17 protein-coding genes are annotated in these 16,008 nt (G+C 40.9%); 8 read left to right on the top strand and 9 right to left on the bottom strand.

Annotated features, from left to right (window positions below):
* Positions 1-72: 72 nt before the first annotated feature.
* Entirely contained in the window at positions 73-462 is a 390-nt protein-coding gene (locus BP74_RS15235) for a hypothetical protein (RefSeq protein WP_496375215.1), read from the top strand.
* Positions 371-676 (top strand): hypothetical protein, encoded by a 306-nt coding sequence (locus BP74_RS15230; protein WP_496375214.1) that lies wholly within the window; start codon positions 371-373, stop codon positions 674-676. Before BP74_RS15235 ends, BP74_RS15230 begins: the two co-directional genes overlap by 92 nt.
* 488 nt (positions 677-1,164) lie before the next feature.
* On the opposite strand, the gene tgt is transcribed toward BP74_RS15230, so the two are convergent.
* A complete protein-coding gene (tgt, locus tag BP74_RS15225; RefSeq protein WP_496375213.1) occupies positions 1,165-2,304 on the bottom strand; it encodes a tRNA guanosine(34) transglycosylase Tgt in 1,140 nt (379 codons plus the stop codon).
* Positions 2,305-2,381: 77 nt separating this feature from the next.
* On the opposite strand from tgt, the gene BP74_RS15220 reads away from it, so the two are divergent.
* Both BP74_RS15220 and rsmG read left to right on the top strand, forming a co-directional pair.
* Complete coding sequence (locus BP74_RS15220; RefSeq protein ID WP_496375212.1) at positions 2,382-3,527, top strand: glycosyltransferase; 1,146 nt, start codon at positions 2,382-2,384, stop codon at positions 3,525-3,527.
* Positions 3,528-3,587: 60 nt separating this feature from the next.
* The gene (gene rsmG / locus BP74_RS15215; RefSeq protein WP_496375211.1) at positions 3,588-4,235 is read left to right on the top strand and encodes a 16S rRNA (guanine(527)-N(7))-methyltransferase RsmG; all 648 of its coding nucleotides are present in this window, start codon (positions 3,588-3,590) and stop codon (positions 4,233-4,235) included.
* A gap of 114 nt (positions 4,236-4,349) precedes the next feature.
* Here the strand turns inward: rsmG and BP74_RS15210 are convergent, their stop codons facing one another.
* The 6 genes from BP74_RS15210 to BP74_RS15185 all read right to left on the bottom strand — a co-directional run bounded on the left by BP74_RS15210 (position 4,350) and on the right by BP74_RS15185 (position 10,225).
* Complete coding sequence (locus BP74_RS15210; protein ID WP_496375210.1) at positions 4,350-6,359, bottom strand: M1 family metallopeptidase; 2,010 nt, start codon at positions 6,357-6,359, stop codon at positions 4,350-4,352.
* A 162-nt stretch (positions 6,360-6,521) separates the two neighbouring features.
* Positions 6,522-6,965: a PepSY-like domain-containing protein gene (locus tag BP74_RS15205; RefSeq protein WP_496375209.1), complete on the bottom strand. Its 444-nt coding sequence runs from the start codon at positions 6,963-6,965 to the stop codon at positions 6,522-6,524.
* Between the two features lie 37 nt (positions 6,966-7,002).
* Complete coding sequence (rsmI, locus tag BP74_RS15200; protein WP_496375208.1) at positions 7,003-7,686, bottom strand: 16S rRNA (cytidine(1402)-2'-O)-methyltransferase; 684 nt, start codon at positions 7,684-7,686, stop codon at positions 7,003-7,005.
* A gap of 24 nt (positions 7,687-7,710) precedes the next feature.
* Positions 7,711-7,956 carry a phosphoribosylformylglycinamidine synthase subunit PurS gene (gene purS, locus BP74_RS15195; protein ID WP_496375207.1) on the bottom strand — a complete coding sequence of 82 codons (246 nt, stop codon included), beginning with the start codon at positions 7,954-7,956 and terminating at the stop codon, positions 7,711-7,713.
* 99 nt (positions 7,957-8,055) lie between these two features.
* Positions 8,056-8,862, bottom strand: coding sequence for a CDP-alcohol phosphatidyltransferase family protein (locus BP74_RS15190; protein WP_496375206.1), 807 nt, complete (start codon positions 8,860-8,862; stop codon positions 8,056-8,058).
* A 73-nt stretch (positions 8,863-8,935) separates the two neighbouring features.
* The gene (locus BP74_RS15185) at positions 8,936-10,225 is read right to left on the bottom strand and encodes an aminopeptidase P N-terminal domain-containing protein (protein ID WP_496375205.1); all 1,290 of its coding nucleotides are present in this window, start codon (positions 10,223-10,225) and stop codon (positions 8,936-8,938) included.
* Positions 10,226-10,496: 271 nt separating this feature from the next.
* Here BP74_RS15185 and pckA point away from each other — a divergent pair, with 271 nt between their 5' ends.
* Both pckA and BP74_RS15175 read left to right on the top strand, forming a co-directional pair.
* Positions 10,497-12,101 carry a phosphoenolpyruvate carboxykinase (ATP) gene (gene pckA, locus BP74_RS15180; protein WP_496375204.1) on the top strand — a complete coding sequence of 535 codons (1,605 nt, stop codon included), beginning with the start codon at positions 10,497-10,499 and terminating at the stop codon, positions 12,099-12,101.
* A gap of 313 nt (positions 12,102-12,414) precedes the next feature.
* Positions 12,415-13,014, top strand: coding sequence for a DUF922 domain-containing protein (locus BP74_RS15175; protein WP_496375203.1), 600 nt, complete (start codon positions 12,415-12,417; stop codon positions 13,012-13,014).
* A 27-nt stretch (positions 13,015-13,041) separates the two neighbouring features.
* On the opposite strand, the gene BP74_RS15170 is transcribed toward BP74_RS15175, so the two are convergent.
* Together BP74_RS15170 and trpS are read right to left on the bottom strand one after the other, a co-directional pair.
* Positions 13,042-13,677 carry a deoxynucleoside kinase gene (locus BP74_RS15170; RefSeq protein ID WP_496375202.1) on the bottom strand — a complete coding sequence of 212 codons (636 nt, stop codon included), beginning with the start codon at positions 13,675-13,677 and terminating at the stop codon, positions 13,042-13,044.
* 91 nt (positions 13,678-13,768) lie between these two features.
* Positions 13,769-14,770: a tryptophan--tRNA ligase gene (gene trpS / locus BP74_RS15165; RefSeq protein ID WP_496375201.1), complete on the bottom strand. Its 1,002-nt coding sequence runs from the start codon at positions 14,768-14,770 to the stop codon at positions 13,769-13,771.
* 230 nt (positions 14,771-15,000) lie between these two features.
* Between trpS and gatC the strand changes: the two genes are divergently transcribed.
* A complete protein-coding gene (gatC, locus tag BP74_RS15160; RefSeq protein ID WP_496375200.1) occupies positions 15,001-15,297 on the top strand; it encodes an Asp-tRNA(Asn)/Glu-tRNA(Gln) amidotransferase subunit GatC in 297 nt (98 codons plus the stop codon).
* Positions 15,298-15,305: 8 nt separating this feature from the next.
* Entirely contained in the window at positions 15,306-16,007 is a 702-nt protein-coding gene (locus BP74_RS15155; RefSeq protein WP_496375199.1) for an ABC transporter ATP-binding protein, read from the top strand.
* Position 16,008 lies beyond the last annotated feature (1 nt).

Genomic DNA, 16,008 nt, shown 5'->3' with positions numbered 1-16,008 from the left:
AAAACGGACATAGGGGTTTTGAACTGAGAGGGATTTTCAAAAACTTGCAGCTATTAAAATCTAATACCAGTTATGGCCAGGCAAGTAGGATACATCAAGGCAATAGGAACAGTGGATGATAACGTGAACTTTTATTATGACCCTGAATGGGGCTACCTGGTACGACTGCTTCCCGGAGTGGATTCAAAGCGCTACTGGAGTGATCCTGCCTTTGAGGGAAGCCGCAGAAGCGCAGAGAGGTTTGGTACAGGCAATATCATCTCTTCCATCATCTACCGCTTTGTACCGGTTAAAAGAAGGTACAGGCAGTTGTTTAAACAGGTAAGAACCATTGCCATTGTCTGCCTGAAGACAGGAATGGCTAAAGGGGATGTATTTACTGCCGCTGTACCATTTCCTGGAAGAGCAAAAGCGTATCTCCCTTACCCAGGAGCAGTTTATCCTGCTGCTCTCTTCTTTTGAAGTGGAACTGGATCAAAGGCTGAAAGAGCCAAAAAGGGAGAAGGTAAAGAAGCTAAAGAACAAGCTGGATATTAAAGTTCAGGCACCCTTAAGTGATGATGACAAGGAGTTCATGGAGCTATACATGAATGATTATGACTGGAAGGTAAGGTTTGAAGGAGACTTTCCACCGGGTTACCAGGTACCATTTTTTCTCCTTAAGCATGCTGCTTAAGGAAGTTTGTAGTTTCTTATTAGATGGCTAAATAAAGTTGACAGTTTTTTCAACCTTTGGTTTGTTTTTCATAAGGTATTTTTTGTTCGCAGGCAATGGATGTTTTTCTTTTGCCGTTGAGCATTGTTATTATTATAAAAGCCCGTTATCGCGGCTTTGTAATTATTTACTTTTCTTCCATTCATTTACTTTGTATGAAGTAATTACAGAATCCCTGGAAAAAGTAAAGTCTAAGGTCTTTGTGTATACAGGGTCAATATCAAACCCGTAATTAATAATTATATCATATCCAAAAGATTCAGAAGCACTATCGTGAAAATTTGGTGATCCTAAAAGGCTGATAATTTCCGAATATTTCCTAATACTAAAAAAAGACAAAGGAATTCGGGAGAAGAGTACAGGTCAAGAAAGATACCTTGTTAACTTTTCAACTTGTTAACCTATTAACTCCTTTTCTGTTCCCTTTCTCCTTTGCCCAAAGAATAGGATTACAGCCGGGTCTTTAATACCGGTATCATTTCCTCTTTCCAGGAAAGGAAGTCACCGGCTATGATATGTTTCCTGGCTTCCCGCACCAGCCAGAGATAAAAGGCCAGGTTTTGAACCGAGGCGATGGTCAGGCCAAGGATCTCCCCGGCTTTAAATAAATGCCTGACATAGGCTTTACTGTAATAATGGCTAAATACTGCATCCATACCATCATCGATGGGAGAGAAATCGTGCTCCCATTTCTTATTATCAATGTTGATGACACCCTTTGTAGTAAAAAGCATGGCATTGCGGCCGTTACGGGTAGGCATTACACAGTCAAACATGTCTATTCCCAGGGATATGCATTCCAGTATATTCCAGGGAGTTCCTACGCCCATCAGGTACCTGGGTTTTGCTGTTGGCAGATTTTCGCAGCATAGCTGGCAGATCTCGTACATCACTGGTTCTGGCTCACCAACACTAAGTCCTCCAATGGCATTCCCCGTTGCATTCTTTGAAGAGATATATTCACATGAGGCTTTTCTCAGGTCATGGAATACCGCACCTTGAACAATTGGAAATAAATTTTGAGTATGGCCGTAGCGGTCGTGGGTGCCATTGAAATGAGTAAAGCACCTGTCCAGCCAACGGTGTGTCAGGTTCATGGAATCCAAAGCATATTTATATTCCGAGTTGGCAGGAGGGCATTCATCAAAAGCCATCATAATATCTGCCCCTATGGTTCTTTCGATATCCATGACCTTCTCGGGTGTAAACAAATGACGGCTGCCATCAATATGACTTTGGAACATGACGCCCTCCTCATTGATCTTACGCTTTCCTGATAAAGAAAATACCTGGAACCCCCCACTATCTGTAAGAATGGGCCTGTCCCAGTTCATAAACCGGTGCAAACCTCCTGCAGCTTCCAGTGTTTGCATTCCTGGCCGCAGGTATAAATGGTAGGTATTACCCAAAATGATATGCGGGTCAACCTCTGATTTCAATTGCTGCTGGGAAACTGCTTTTACACTACCAATAGTTCCCACAGGCATGAAAATAGGCGTTTCGATGATGCCATGGTCCGTAGTGATCTTCCCTGCCCGGGCCGAAGTCCTGTCATCTGTTTTCAATAAATCAAAGGCTAAAGCAGGCATAGAATAAAAAAAATTGGGCTGCAAGATAAGGGCAATGAGATTTATAGCAAATTTGTGAAATACAGTCTGCGCTTGCAATGGAGCGCTTTACTATCTTCGCGGCCATGCTTATGAGGTGGGAATTCCTTGTTTTTTATGCTTTAGTGGCAGTTACTCTCGTACAACTGTTTTATTATCTTTTTTTCTTCAGGCGTGTTGCTTTTTACAAGCCAGCACCGAAAGATCAATCACAGCAACACCCGGTTTCGGTGGTCATCTGCGCCCGTGATGAAGATGAAAACCTGGCTCGTCACCTTCCCGGTGTATTAGTTCAGGATTATGCCACCACCAATGAAGTGATTGTGGTGAATGACAACTCCCTGGATGATTCGAAATATATACTGGCAGAACTGCAAAAGACTTTTAAAAAACTGCAGATCGTGGACCTGACCCAGGAAGCAAAGATGATCGCAGGTAAGAAATTTCCTTTATCGATAGGCATCAAGGAAGCAAAACACGAGATCGTTTTATTGACCGATGCTGATTGTGTTCCTGCCAGTGAGCACTGGATGTATAAAATGCAGGATGCTTTTACCAATGGTGTGGAAGTAGCATTGGGTTATGGAGCCTATACCAAGATGCCTGGTCTTTTGAACAAGATCATCAGGTTTGAAACTTTTCATACCGCACTTCAATATTTTGGATATGCACTGGCTGGCAAGCCCTATATGGGTGTAGGCAGAAACCTGGCCTACAGGAAAAACCTTTTTTTTAAGAATAAAGGGTTTTCTTCTATCAACCATATACCAAGTGGAGATGACGATCTTTTCATCAATAAGGTAGCTAACAAACATAATACAACTGTAGTCCTGGATCCTGAAGCATTTACCTTGTCCAATCCAAAACGCAGCTGGAAAGAATGGATGCGGCAAAAGAACAGGCATTACAGCACAGGAAAGTTTTACAGATCCTCCCATAAGTTTCTTTTAGGCTTATATACTTTCTCCTTTTTTCTTTTCTACCCTCTTTTTATTGCTTCAGCCATAGCATTTGACTGGAGATGGTGTTTGATACCACTCATTATTCGATTGGGAACACAAGCGATCATCTGGAATAAGGCCATGAAGCGATTAGGTGAAAATGACCTTTTCTCCTGGTTTTTATTCTGGGATATCTGGATGTTCATTTATTATATCATTTTTGCCCCTGCATTATGGAAAAAGCCAAGGAAAACATGGGATTAACCGGATTCAAAACATTTTTTATATCCCTGGTCAGTTCAAAGGCACCAAACGTTTTAATAAATGGAAATACTATTAAAATATTTTTCTGATTTCTCACCGAAACAAATAGAACAATTTAAGGCGCTTGATAACCTATATAAAGACTGGAATGCAAAGATCAATGTGATATCGAGGAAAGATATTGACAGTCTTTACGAAAAGCATGTATTGCATTCACTGGCCATAGCTGCTGCGTTTGAATTTCCTGCAGGACTAGAGATCGTTGATATCGGAACGGGCGGTGGCTTTCCAGGTATTCCATTAGCCATCTATTTCCCGGAAGTGAAATTCCACCTGGTTGACAGTATTGGGAAGAAATTAAAAATCGTGGAGGCTGTTAAAGAGGCGATTGGGTTACAGAATGTGACCACCCAGCATGGCAGGGCCCAGGAAATTAAAAACAGGAAATTTGATTTTGCTGTGAGCAGGGCTGTAGCTCCTTTAAAAGACTTGTTTCAATGGAGCAGACCATTATTAAAGTCATCCAATTATACATTTGAATCAGCTTCAGGACAGGTCTTACTTCATTCAGGCCTGATCTGTTTAAAGGGCGGAGACCTTGCCCAGGAAATTTCAGAAAGCGGTGCTAAACCAAGGATGATAGAGGTAACCAGTTTGTTTGAAGAAGAATATTTTAAGGAAAAGTATTTGTTGTACGTAAAGAAATAATTGCATCTCTGCTATCATTAAATTATCTTCTCTTATCCTCACAGAATAAAAGCTTATATAAAAGCCTCAACCCGGTTAAAGGTTGAGGCTTTTATATAATGCAGTTAGATCATCTTACCATTTTAATTCAAGCCGGTTATTTTTTCTTTCCACATCTGCCATTCTGAACGAGGGATCAATCTCCACCGAGGTGATATCTGTAAGCTTTCTTGAAGAACTGATCTCGTAAGTTGGATGGGTCCACTTCCACTCCTCATAAACCTTTCGTCCTTCCTGTCCTTCTTCCACAGGCTTTTCTCCAAACATAAGGGACATGGGAATATAATGCCACTCACTTGAACCATCTTTGAAACTTACCTTGACATCTAAGGGCATAGGCATCATTCCAATATTGCGCAAACGAATATTCGTTCCGTTACCGCCCTCCCATAAAGAGTCTATAGCATAATCAATTGTTTTGGTTGAACTAACCCAGAATTCCTTGTACCAATCCAACTGGATATTACTCAACTTTTCAGCCACACGAATAAAGTCATTGGCATTAGGATGCTTAAAACGCCATTGACGATAATACTCCAACATAACCTGGTCTCTTGTTTTGGCCCCAATGATATATCCCAATTGTTCCAGGAACACAGCACCCTTGGAATAAGCTGCATTGCTGTACGCATAGTTGGTATTATAATGGTCAGAATGCGTGCTCATTGGTTCTTCTTTTCCACTTTTCACCAACCTGAAATAACCATTATAATTGGGCGCCTGTAAAAGAGGTTTCACATTGGCAATAGAATCGGATCTCTTTAAAGCCTCAGGATTATTGAGCAAATTCTTTCTTAGTACCTGCTGGCGGTAATATTCCTCAACCTTATTGGTAGCAAACTCTGTAAAACCTTCATCCATCCATGGGTACAATGATTCATTAGTACCTAACATGCCCTGGTACCAGCTGTGCATCCATTCGTGGAAAGCAGTACCTAGAGATGGGCCTGATATCATGGTGCAATTAGGATATTCCATGCCACCATCACCACCATGAATAAAAGAGTATTGTTTGTATGGATAATCTCCAAAAGTCTTTTTGATAAAAGGAAATACAGTAACTGCAGCATTGGCTACATCTTCCCATAAGCCATCCCATTTTTGTACATAATTATTAAAATCATTTTTATAGCCTGCTCGTGCTGCATCGCTCATGTCTTCCCATACTTCCCTTGATGGCTGACCATTGTAAATAACATTAATGGTGGGGCCGCCGGGTACCTGTCGCACAATGTGTTTGTATTCAGGATCTGCAGCCCAGGCAAAGTCATGCACATTAGGAGCCACAAAATGCCAGGTCAATGTTTTTCCTTTTGATGCGGGGCCTGTGGAAGCCGGGGATCCATATCCATATCCTACTTCGCTGGCATTTACAACTGTTCCCGATCCACCTACCAAATAACTGCCATCAATATTGATCTTAACATCATAGTCGCCCCAAACTCCATAGAATTCCCTGGCTATATAAGGTGTAGGATGCCATCCTTCATAGTCATATTCTACCAGCTTGGGATACCATTGGGTCATGGTATAACGAACCAAAGTAGATGGATTATCCCTACCACTCCTTCTTACCTGTAAAGGCACCTGTGCATCCCAATCCATATCAAACACCGCTTTCGATTTGGGCAGTATGGGCTTATCAAGCATTACCTCTAGTATGGTCTCATGCAATTTTGTCTTTTGAGTCCGGCCATTCATTTTTATAATAGAAACTTTCTCATACCCTATCTCCTCCGGTGTAAGATTCAAAATTCGGTCTTCTACCCTGGGATCCCAATCTGGTATTTCGTTTCCATTCCTGTCCCTTCCAATGATAATGCTTCCCTGCCTGCGACTGCGCACATCCATCATGCTGTTTGGTTGAAAGGCGTTCCAGTATAAATGAAAAAATACCCTGTGAAGTGTGTCCGGGGAGTTGTTCCAATATTCGACATTCTGCTTCCCCTTATATTGATTGGTTTGTACGTTCATATCAATATTCATCGTGTATTTCACACGCTGCTGCCATCTATCAGGCTGGGCAAAAAGGGAGGAGGTAATAAATAATAAAAAGGTGAGTAACGGAAAAGAGGGTCTCTTCATGTTTATTGATTGTCTATTGATTAAGCATAAGGTTACAAACTGTTACCATCAATCACATAATACAATGGTGATCAAGGGCAATAGCGGTAAATTTCGCCAAATGAGTGTTATAATAAAAATAAAAACCCTACATCATGCAGGGTTCATTTATTTATATAAGTATCAGAGAGCTATTGAGTCTTCCACCAGTTGACCATTTTCATTGAAATACAGGTATTTCTTTTGAAGATCATTCTTCCGTGTTTTCAGGCGATACCTTTCTGTTCCCCCGGCCCTATAAATGATCCTGGTTTCTTCCACTTCCCTATCAGCGTATTTACTTTTTGCAAATCCATCTTTAACTGTAGGGGGTAATTGATCAAATGTTATCGTTTTCTCTGTATTTTCCCAAACACCTTTTTTAGTATAATTAGCTTTTAAAGTATCTCCATTCAGTGTAAAATTTACCCAAACCTTCAAAAGGTTGTCCTTGTATTCTACATTTTCGGCACCAGGGTATTGTCTGGTGAATGTTTCTTTAACCGCCTGGGGAACATTTTCACTTTGAGCAATAGCTGAAGCCCCAAGGGAGAATAGAATAATCAGCATTAACAACATTCTTTTCATAGTTTATTTTACAAAACCAAATGAAATTTTAATGCCATTATGCTTCCTGGCCTTCAACAATTATTACAATTTCACCTTTTACGGTTTTAGATTGAAAATGATCATGGACTTCCTGCAATGTGCCCCGTGCATTTTCTTCAAACATCTTTGACAGTTCCCTGCTTACCGAGCATAGCCTTGAAGCACCAAAATAAGAGATAAGGTCGGCCAATGTTTTTACCAGTCTTAACGGTGACTCGTAAAAGATCATCGTTCTTTCTTCAGTTGCCAATTTGGTGAGCAGGGTATGCCTTCCTTTTTTTAAAGGCAAAAACCCTTCGAATACAAACCTGTTGGTGGTCAAACCACTATTGACCAATGCAGGAACAAATGCTGTAGCTCCCGGCAAGGTTTCCACTTTTACAGCATTGCGAATACATTCCCTTACCAATAAAAAAGCAGGGTCAGAGATACCCGGGGTACCCGCATCGGTAATCACTGCCATGGTTTTACCCGCCAACAGTTGGTCAACAAGGTGTTGCAATATTTTATGTTCGTTGTGCTGGTGATAGGGAGACAGGGGTTTGTTGATCTGGTAATGGTTCAAAAGTTTAGATGACGTCCGGGTATCTTCAGCAAGAATCACATCCACCTGCTGTAATACCTCCAGCGCTCTTAAAGTAATGTCTTTCAGGTTGCCGATAGGCGTAGGTACAAGATAAAGCATGCCGGTTGTTGCCATTATATCTTAATTGGGATACCGGTATCAGGAAGCAGTGATCTCAAAATATTCCATAACAGGATTGGCCAATAATTTTTTACTGGCTTCTTCAGCTATTTGCCTGGCCTCTTCTGCTGAATTGGCTTCAACCTGTAGACTGATATTTTTGCCGATACGTACATCCTCAATAGATTTCAATCCTAAATTTCCGAGCCCTGTCATAACAGCTTTCCCTTGTGGATCGAGCAATTCTTTTAAGGGCATTACTTTAACCTGTACGGTGAACTTCATTTCTCAAAAAATTTATCCGGCAAACCTAAGAAAAAGTTTGGCTACCCATGTTTATTGTACTGAAGGAACTCTTTTTTGTAATTATAAGCGCTACGCATGTTATACTGTCACATCCAGCGTTTGCCTGTGAATGTCAGAAACCATAGGAGGAGGTTCTTTGGAAAACATAGAGAAAACAAGGTATAAAACAAAAATAACAGGTACGGCCAGCCACTTCAGCCAAATAATGCTTATCACTGATATTACCAGCAAGGTGTACTTAACAGCATTATTCTTGAATGTGTAGTCAGTGAATTTAAAAGCCATAAAACTCCTGTTGCTTACCATTAAATAACTCACTGCGACTATAACAAAATAAAGGAACCAAACATTGATAAATAATTGTTGAAGACCAAGTGTTTGGTACCATATTATCAGGGGAAAAGATGCTATAAGCAAGCCGGCGGCGGGACAGGGAACACCTTTGAAACTGTAAGTTTGATTAGTGCTGATATTAAATTTAGCCAGTCGCCACGCCACAGCAGCAGAAAAGATAAACGCGGGTAATAAAGCCATTAATGAAACATCAAGACCATTTTCTTCCTTTGCAAAGCCTATACGTAATAACTGGTACAAAATCATTCCGGGTGCAACGCCAAAACTGACCACATCGCACAATGAGTCCAGTTGTTTTCCTTTTTCAGAATTCGCTTTTAGCATGCGGGCCAGGAAGCCATCAAGAAAGTCAACTATAGCAGCCCCAAAGAGAAAAAGTGAACCTTGCCAGATCTTCTCAGGTAAGGTAACCTGGGAAGCACCCATATTATCCAGAACCACTATGGTTTCACCTGTTTGAAGTATGAGCACTATTGCGATACAACCAAAGATCAGATTGATAAGCGTAAAAATATTAGGTATCTGTTTCATGCTCTTTCCCCCGCAGGGTATATTATTAGTCAACAAATATATAAGAAAGCCCCACTTCCGGTGGGGCCAAAGATCATTTTGCCATTATAGCTTCTATTTCTTCAACAGTAATTGGAATGCCCTCAAAAAGATCAATGTTTCCATTTTCAGTGATCCATAAGTTGTTCTCGATCCTGATTCCCATTCCTTCTTCTTCAATATAGATTCCTGGTTCAGCAGTAAAGAGCATTCCAGCTTTAATAGGTTCAGTACGTGTGCCCAGATCATGCACGTCAATGCCCAGGTGATGGGAAATACCATGGTAAAGATATTTTCTGTAGGCCCTGTTTTCAGGGTCTTCGTTCTTTACATCACTTTCTTTTAATAGTCCTATATGGATAAATAGCCTGGTAGCCTCATCCCCTACTTTTTCGGTATAATCATTAATAGTAATGCCGGGTTTCAATAATGATTTGGCATAATTATGCAATTGGAGGCAGGCATTATAAACTTCTTTCTGACGTGGTGAGAATTTTCCATTTACCGGTATAGTGCGTGTGAGATCAGCATTATAACCACCATAAGAGGCTCCGAAATCCATTAAAACCAATTCACCATCTTTACATTCCTGGTTATTGGACACATAATGAAGTGTCCTGGCCCTGTCACCACTGGCTATTATGCTGCCATATGCTTCCCCTGAAGCTCTCTGGGAGAGAAAAGAATGGATGATCTCCGCCTCAATTTCATATTCCATTACGCCAGGATGAATAAACTTCATTACCCTTATAAAGGCATTATGTGTTATTTCAATTGCTTTCTTTGTTACTTCAACTTCATATTCAGTCTTAATGGCCCTTAATTCCTTCATCAGCTTTGCAGCCCTTTCGTATTGGTGCAAAGGATACCTGCTTTTCATTTCATCCACAAAGCGGTAATCCCGGGAGCGCACTAAACTTGATTTGCGATCATTTTCATTCGTATCCAGGTAAATGATATCAGCCAGGTGTATCCAGGTTTGTAACAAGGCATCAATGGAATCCAGCCAGACTATAGTTTGTATACCACTCATTTCGATGGCTTCTTCCTTACGCAACCGTTTGCCATCCCATTTTTCCTTTAGTTCCACGGGCCTTACAAGAACCAGCACTTCCCGGAATTTGGGATCGGGGTTGCCCGGAAATAAGACGACCATTGTATCTTCCTGCGTAACCCCGCAAAGCCAATAAAGATCACTGTTTTGTTTGAAAGGATGCAATGCGTCGCCATTGCTGGGCACTTCATCATTACTCACAAAAATGGCAATAGAATTGGGCTTCATCTTTTCTATAAAGCGTTTCCTGTTCGTTTTGAATAACTCCGGATTTAATGGAAGATTTTTCATGAGCGTTTTATTTTAACACGGGGCAAAGTAACCGAAATGATGAATCTTATTTACTGACCACCTTCTTTTTTTTCATTTTTAGCCAATTGGGCCTCTTAAAAAAAGCTAAATAATTAATAAAATTGAGGATAGCGTTTCCATGGTTGTGCAATTGTCTCAGCATTTTATGCAATACGTATTGCATTGTTCAATGTGTATATAAGACACGTGTGGAAGGCATGAAATTATTATAGACTTAACTTTGTACTTTATTTAAAACGATTGCTATTATATGTCAGTACCTACAATTACTATCTCGAAAGAGAAGTTAGTGAAGCTTGGTTTGCAAAGAACTGAAAGCGTTCACTACCAATCCACACCCGAAGAATTGATACAGGACACACTTCGCTTAGGAGAAGGCCAATTGACCGACACAGGAGCCCTGGCCATTTGCACAGGTGAATTCACCGGACGATCACCCAACGACAAATTCACAGTAAAAGATGAGATCACAGAAAACACTATCCATTGGAACAATTTCAATATCCCAATTGAAGAGAAGTATTTTCTTGTCATCCATAAAAAGATGATGGATTACCTGAATGAGAAAAAAGAAGTGTGGGTTCGTGATTGCTTTGCCTGCGCAGATCCCAGCTATCGGCTGAATATCAGGGTCATCACGGAGAGACCTTCCACTAATTTATTCGCTTACAATATGTTCCTGAGGCCAACAGAGGAAGATTTGGATAGTTTTAAACCGGAGTGGCATGTTATATCTGCCCCTGATCTGCGCCTGGACCCAAAAGAATGCGGGATCAGGCAATACAATGCAGTAATCGTTTCTTTTAAACACAGAACCGTTCTGATAGCCGGAACCGGATATACTGGCGAAACCAAAAAAGGAATATTTGGAGTTCTTAACTACATCCTACCACAGGAAAGAAATGTTTTAAGCATGCATTGCTCGGCCAATATTGGCGAGAATGGAGACACTGCGATATTTTTTGGTTTAAGCGGCACAGGTAAAACTACGCTCAGTGCCGATCCCAACAGGAAACTTATAGGCGATGACGAGCATGGCTGGGCACCTGATTGTGTATTTAATTTTGAAGGTGGGTGTTATGCCAAGCTGATCAACCTTTCACCTAAGAACGAACCAGAGATCTATAATGCTATCAGGCCAGGTGCTATTGTGGAGAATGTAAAATTTTATGAAGGGACCAATCAAATCAATTTTGAAGATGGCTCCATAACTGAAAATACAAGGGTATCTTATCCAATTGATTTTATAAGCAACGCCCAGGAACCTTCCATTGGAAATATTCCCAAAAACCTTTTCTTTTTGACCTGTGATGCCTATGGTGTGTTGCCTCCCATCGCTAAATTGACCAAAGAACAGGCGATGTATCAATTCATTTCTGGTTATACCGCCAAAGTTGCTGGCACCGAAGAAGGTGTAATTGAACCCAAACCCACATTCAGCGCCTGTTTCGGAGCCCCATTTTTACCCTTGCACCCAGGTAAATATGCCGAAATGCTTGGACAGAAAATGGAAAAGCATGATGTTAATGTGTGGCTTGTAAATACCGGTTGGAGTGGTGGTCCTTATGGCATTGGCAAACGAATGAAACTTGCCTATACCAGGTCTATGATCACCGCGGCCATATCTGGAGCACTAGACAATGCCGAAATGCAAGTAGATCCTATATTTAATTTAGCCATTCCAAAGGAAGTACCCGGAGTGCCTTCAGGGCTTTTATTCCCGAGAAATACCTGGGGGGATAAGGATGCTTATGATGAAAAGGCCATATTCCTTGCCGGGCTATTTAAAAAGAACTTTGAGAATTATGCATCCGGTGTAAAAGAAGAAGTAAAAGCTGCAGGACCGAAAATCTAACACTCTGTCTTTATAGTACTAAAGAACCCTCCCGATAGAGGGTTTTTTAGTACCAGGGAATGATATAATTCCTGTTTCAAAAATTTCAAGGGTTTATTTTAGATAAACCTGTCTGGTCATAACATGGCACCATAACCTGGAAATCGAAGGAATCACAAACGCTTTTAACTATAAAATTGGGGGGTAGAACGATTCCCCCTACCCTTTTCATCTTCATTTAACGTAGGATACAAATACTCTTTTTTATTTTTATTTTAACCTAATTGCACTAAGCCCATCATAATTTTTAGAATCTGATAAGCGTTAGACTACTATGAGCTACCACCACCTACTTTTTGTTTTAATCCTTGCTCTAAACTTTTCCGGTAAACCTGCACCGGTTCTGAAAACTAAAACAGTTAGCCCCCGCATTGAAAAGATATCCAGTCCAAGAGAGGAGAACGAGGAGTTTATCCCCTGGACGTTTAGCCGTCGCCTGGAATGGGAAGACTTTTTGTGCGCACCCAAAAACAATTCTGACGCTGTGGCTTCAACCAGCACTTCATTGGGAATTGCTTACCAGGTTGAAGACGGACAACTTACTTATTCCATTAGTTGTAATTTTTCAAAGCATAAGTCCTGGGGATTGCTTAAAACAGAATATATTTTAGCTCACGAACAAGGCCATTTTGATATTACAGAGATCTATGCCCGCAAACTTTATAAAGCTCTTTCAGAGTACCAATTTAACCGAAGAACTTATCGCAGGGACGTCAACGAGATCTATAAGGCCATAGTGGAAGAAAAGGAAAACATGCAGGCGCGGTATGATGGAGAATCCGATCATAGCCGTAACAGGAGGATCCAGTATGACTGGTTACAAAAAATAGATCAAATGCTGGATGAAACAGCCCCTTACGCCAATTACCCGTAAAAGAATATGGACCTGCCTCCAGATTACTTAGAAGAGGCCATATAACTGTGCGTCTATTTTGCTCATAATAATTCCCAGGTCTTCTTCTTTTTCCCCGAATTTATTTTCATCTACATTAATAATGAGAAGTGGTCCTTCTTTGTAAGTATCGATCCACTTTGTATAATATTCATTGAGACGCTTTAAATAATCGAGGCGAATGTTTTCCTCATACTCCCGCCCTCTTTTCTGAATCTGTCCCACAAGGGTAGGTACAGAAGCCTGCAGGTAAATAAGCAGATCGGGAGGCTGAACCATCGTTTTCAGGGTTTGGAAAAAACTATAATAATTTTCGAAATCCCTTTTGGTCATCAATCCCATTTCATGAAGGTTGGGAGCAAAAATATTTGCATCCTCGTAAATGGTCCTGTCCTGGATAATGGTCTCGCTGCCTCTATGTATCTCTAACAACTGGTTGATGCGGCTATTTAAAAAATATATCTGCAACTGAAAACTCCAGCGAGGCATGTCTTCATAGAAATCATTCAAGTAAGGGTTGTGGTCCACGTCCTCGAAATGTGGTATCCACTTGTAATGCTTACTAAGAAGTTCCGTAAGCGTAGTTTTTCCTGCACCAATGTTTCCAGCTATTGCAATATGCTTTGGTTTTTTAGATTTTGCCATAATAAAAGGTGGGGACTGATTATTTCAGTTATTCAAGGCGCACAAAATAGAATATAGTACCGAGATTTATAAGGTAAAGTTTATTTTTTGTCTAGTAGTATTTCAGCCCTGCTAATTCCCTGGCAGCTTCAATTGTTTTATTGGCACTGATGCGGGCTTTTTCCGTTCCTTCATTCATCAGTCTTTTTAAAAAACTTTCATCATTCCTGATCTCGTTTGCTTTTTCCCGGATAGGGGCAATGAAACTGACCATATCTTCAGCCAACTGTTTTTTCATATCTCCATACCGGATACTAGCTGAATTGAAATCTTCCCTGAATTTATTTACTGTTTGCTCCTCGCTTACCAGGCTCATGATCTGGAAGATATTTCTTATATAATCAGGCATTTCAGAATTGGGTTCTGTGGGCCCACTGTCTGTTTTAGCCTTCATTACTTTTTTCCGTATCAGGTCATCGTCATCAGCCAGGTACAAAGTAGCATACTGGTTCTCGCTTTTACTCATTTTACCTGCACCGTCAAGGCTGGGAACTTTTACCAGTTCAGCCCCGAAATTGAAAGCCTGCGGTTCAGGAAACAAATCACCATACCTGTGGTTAAAGCGTTGTGCAAAATTTCTTGCCATTTCAAGGTGTTGTTCCTGGTCTTTGCCCACAGGCACATATTTAGCCTTGTGTATCAGGATATCAGAGGCCATTAGTACCGGGTAAGTCAACAGCCCGGAATTTACATTCTGGGGATTCAGGCGCACTTTATCCTTGAAGGTTACTGTTTTTTCTAATTCTCCTTTGTAAGCCAGCATGTTCAACAGAAGGTATAATTCTGCGATCTCTGGAACAGAGCTTTGAACATACAAGCTGACTTTGGAAGGATCAAGGCCTGCTGCAATGTTTTCGGCTATTACCCTTAATACACTTTCCCGTAACCCTTTTGTATCGGGGTGAGTAGTAAGGGAGTGCCAGTCGGCAACAAAAAAATAGCATTCATAGTCTTCCTGCATGCGCACATAGTTGCGCATGGCACCAAAATAATTTCCCAGGTGTAAAAAACCAGTAGGTCTTATTCCACTTACAACGATCTCTTTTGCAGCCATAAATCCTCATTTCGGACCGCGAAGATAAGGAGTCTATATAGTCAATGAATCTTCTTTGGCCCTATAGGTGAAGAGATTCAACCAACTTGCGCTTTCAACTATTTGAAAGCCACGGATAGATCAAAAAACAGCTAACTGGCATTACATAATGTAAAACAAGGGGCAGTGATTACATTACCAGCTATCCAAAAGCATAAATTCTAAAGTCAATCTGTACTTATATTTGTTTAATGCAGGTAGATGATGCCCTTATTACAAAATTATCCCGTCTGGCTATGCTTGATTTCAATGAAGCAGAAAAAGAAGAGATCAAGGCAGATCTGGAAAAAATGATCGGGTTTGTGGACAAGCTCAGAGAACTTGACACTACTGGTATTGAGCCCTTACTGCATATGACAGGAAACAATAACATGCTTCGTGAAGACGAAGTAAAGAACATGTTGTCACAGCAGGAGGCTCTAAAAAATGCGCCTTTGCATGACAACCAGTTTTTTAAAGTACCCAAAGTGATCAAAAAACCAGAATAATCTTACACATGGAGGCTATCATACACCTTGAAAATATCACAAAGAACTATTACCTGGGTAAACAAGTAATTGAAGTATTAAAAGGGATCTCTTTTGATATTTTAAGGAATGAATACGTTGCTTTAATGGGACCTTCAGGATCTGGGAAAAGCACCTTAATGAATATCCTGGGCTGTCTTGACACACCTACTGGTGGAAGGTATATATTGAATGGCCATGATGTCAGCTCCATGGCGGATAATGACCTGGCTGATGTAAGAAATAAAGAGATCGGTTTTGTGTTCCAGCAATTCAACCTGCTTCCCAGGCTGACAGCGGCGGAAAATGTAGCCCTACCCTTAGTTTATGCCGGCGTTCCCCGGAAACAGAGAATAGAAAAAGCACTGGAGGTGCTTTCCAGAGTAAACCTGGCTGACAGGAGTCATCATAAACCTAACGAAATGAGTGGGGGACAGAATCAAAGAGTGGCCATCGCGAGAGCCCTTGTAAATGATCCATCTATCATCCTGGCAGATGAACCAACAGGTAATCTGGACTCAAAGACCTCTCACGAGATAATGGAGATTTTCAGTAAAATACATGAAGGCGGCAATACAGTAATCCTGGTAACCCACGAGGTAGATATTGCTGAATTTGCACATAGAATAGTGCGTTTAAAAGATGGCATCATTGAAAGTGATGTACGGAAAGAGCAATTGCTGGTTAAATAAT

The sequence above is a fragment of the Flavisolibacter ginsengiterrae DSM 18136 genome (assembly GCF_059568575.1).
Note: the sequence above shows the minus strand (reverse complement) of the source record. Positions and strands in the feature narration are given on the sequence as shown.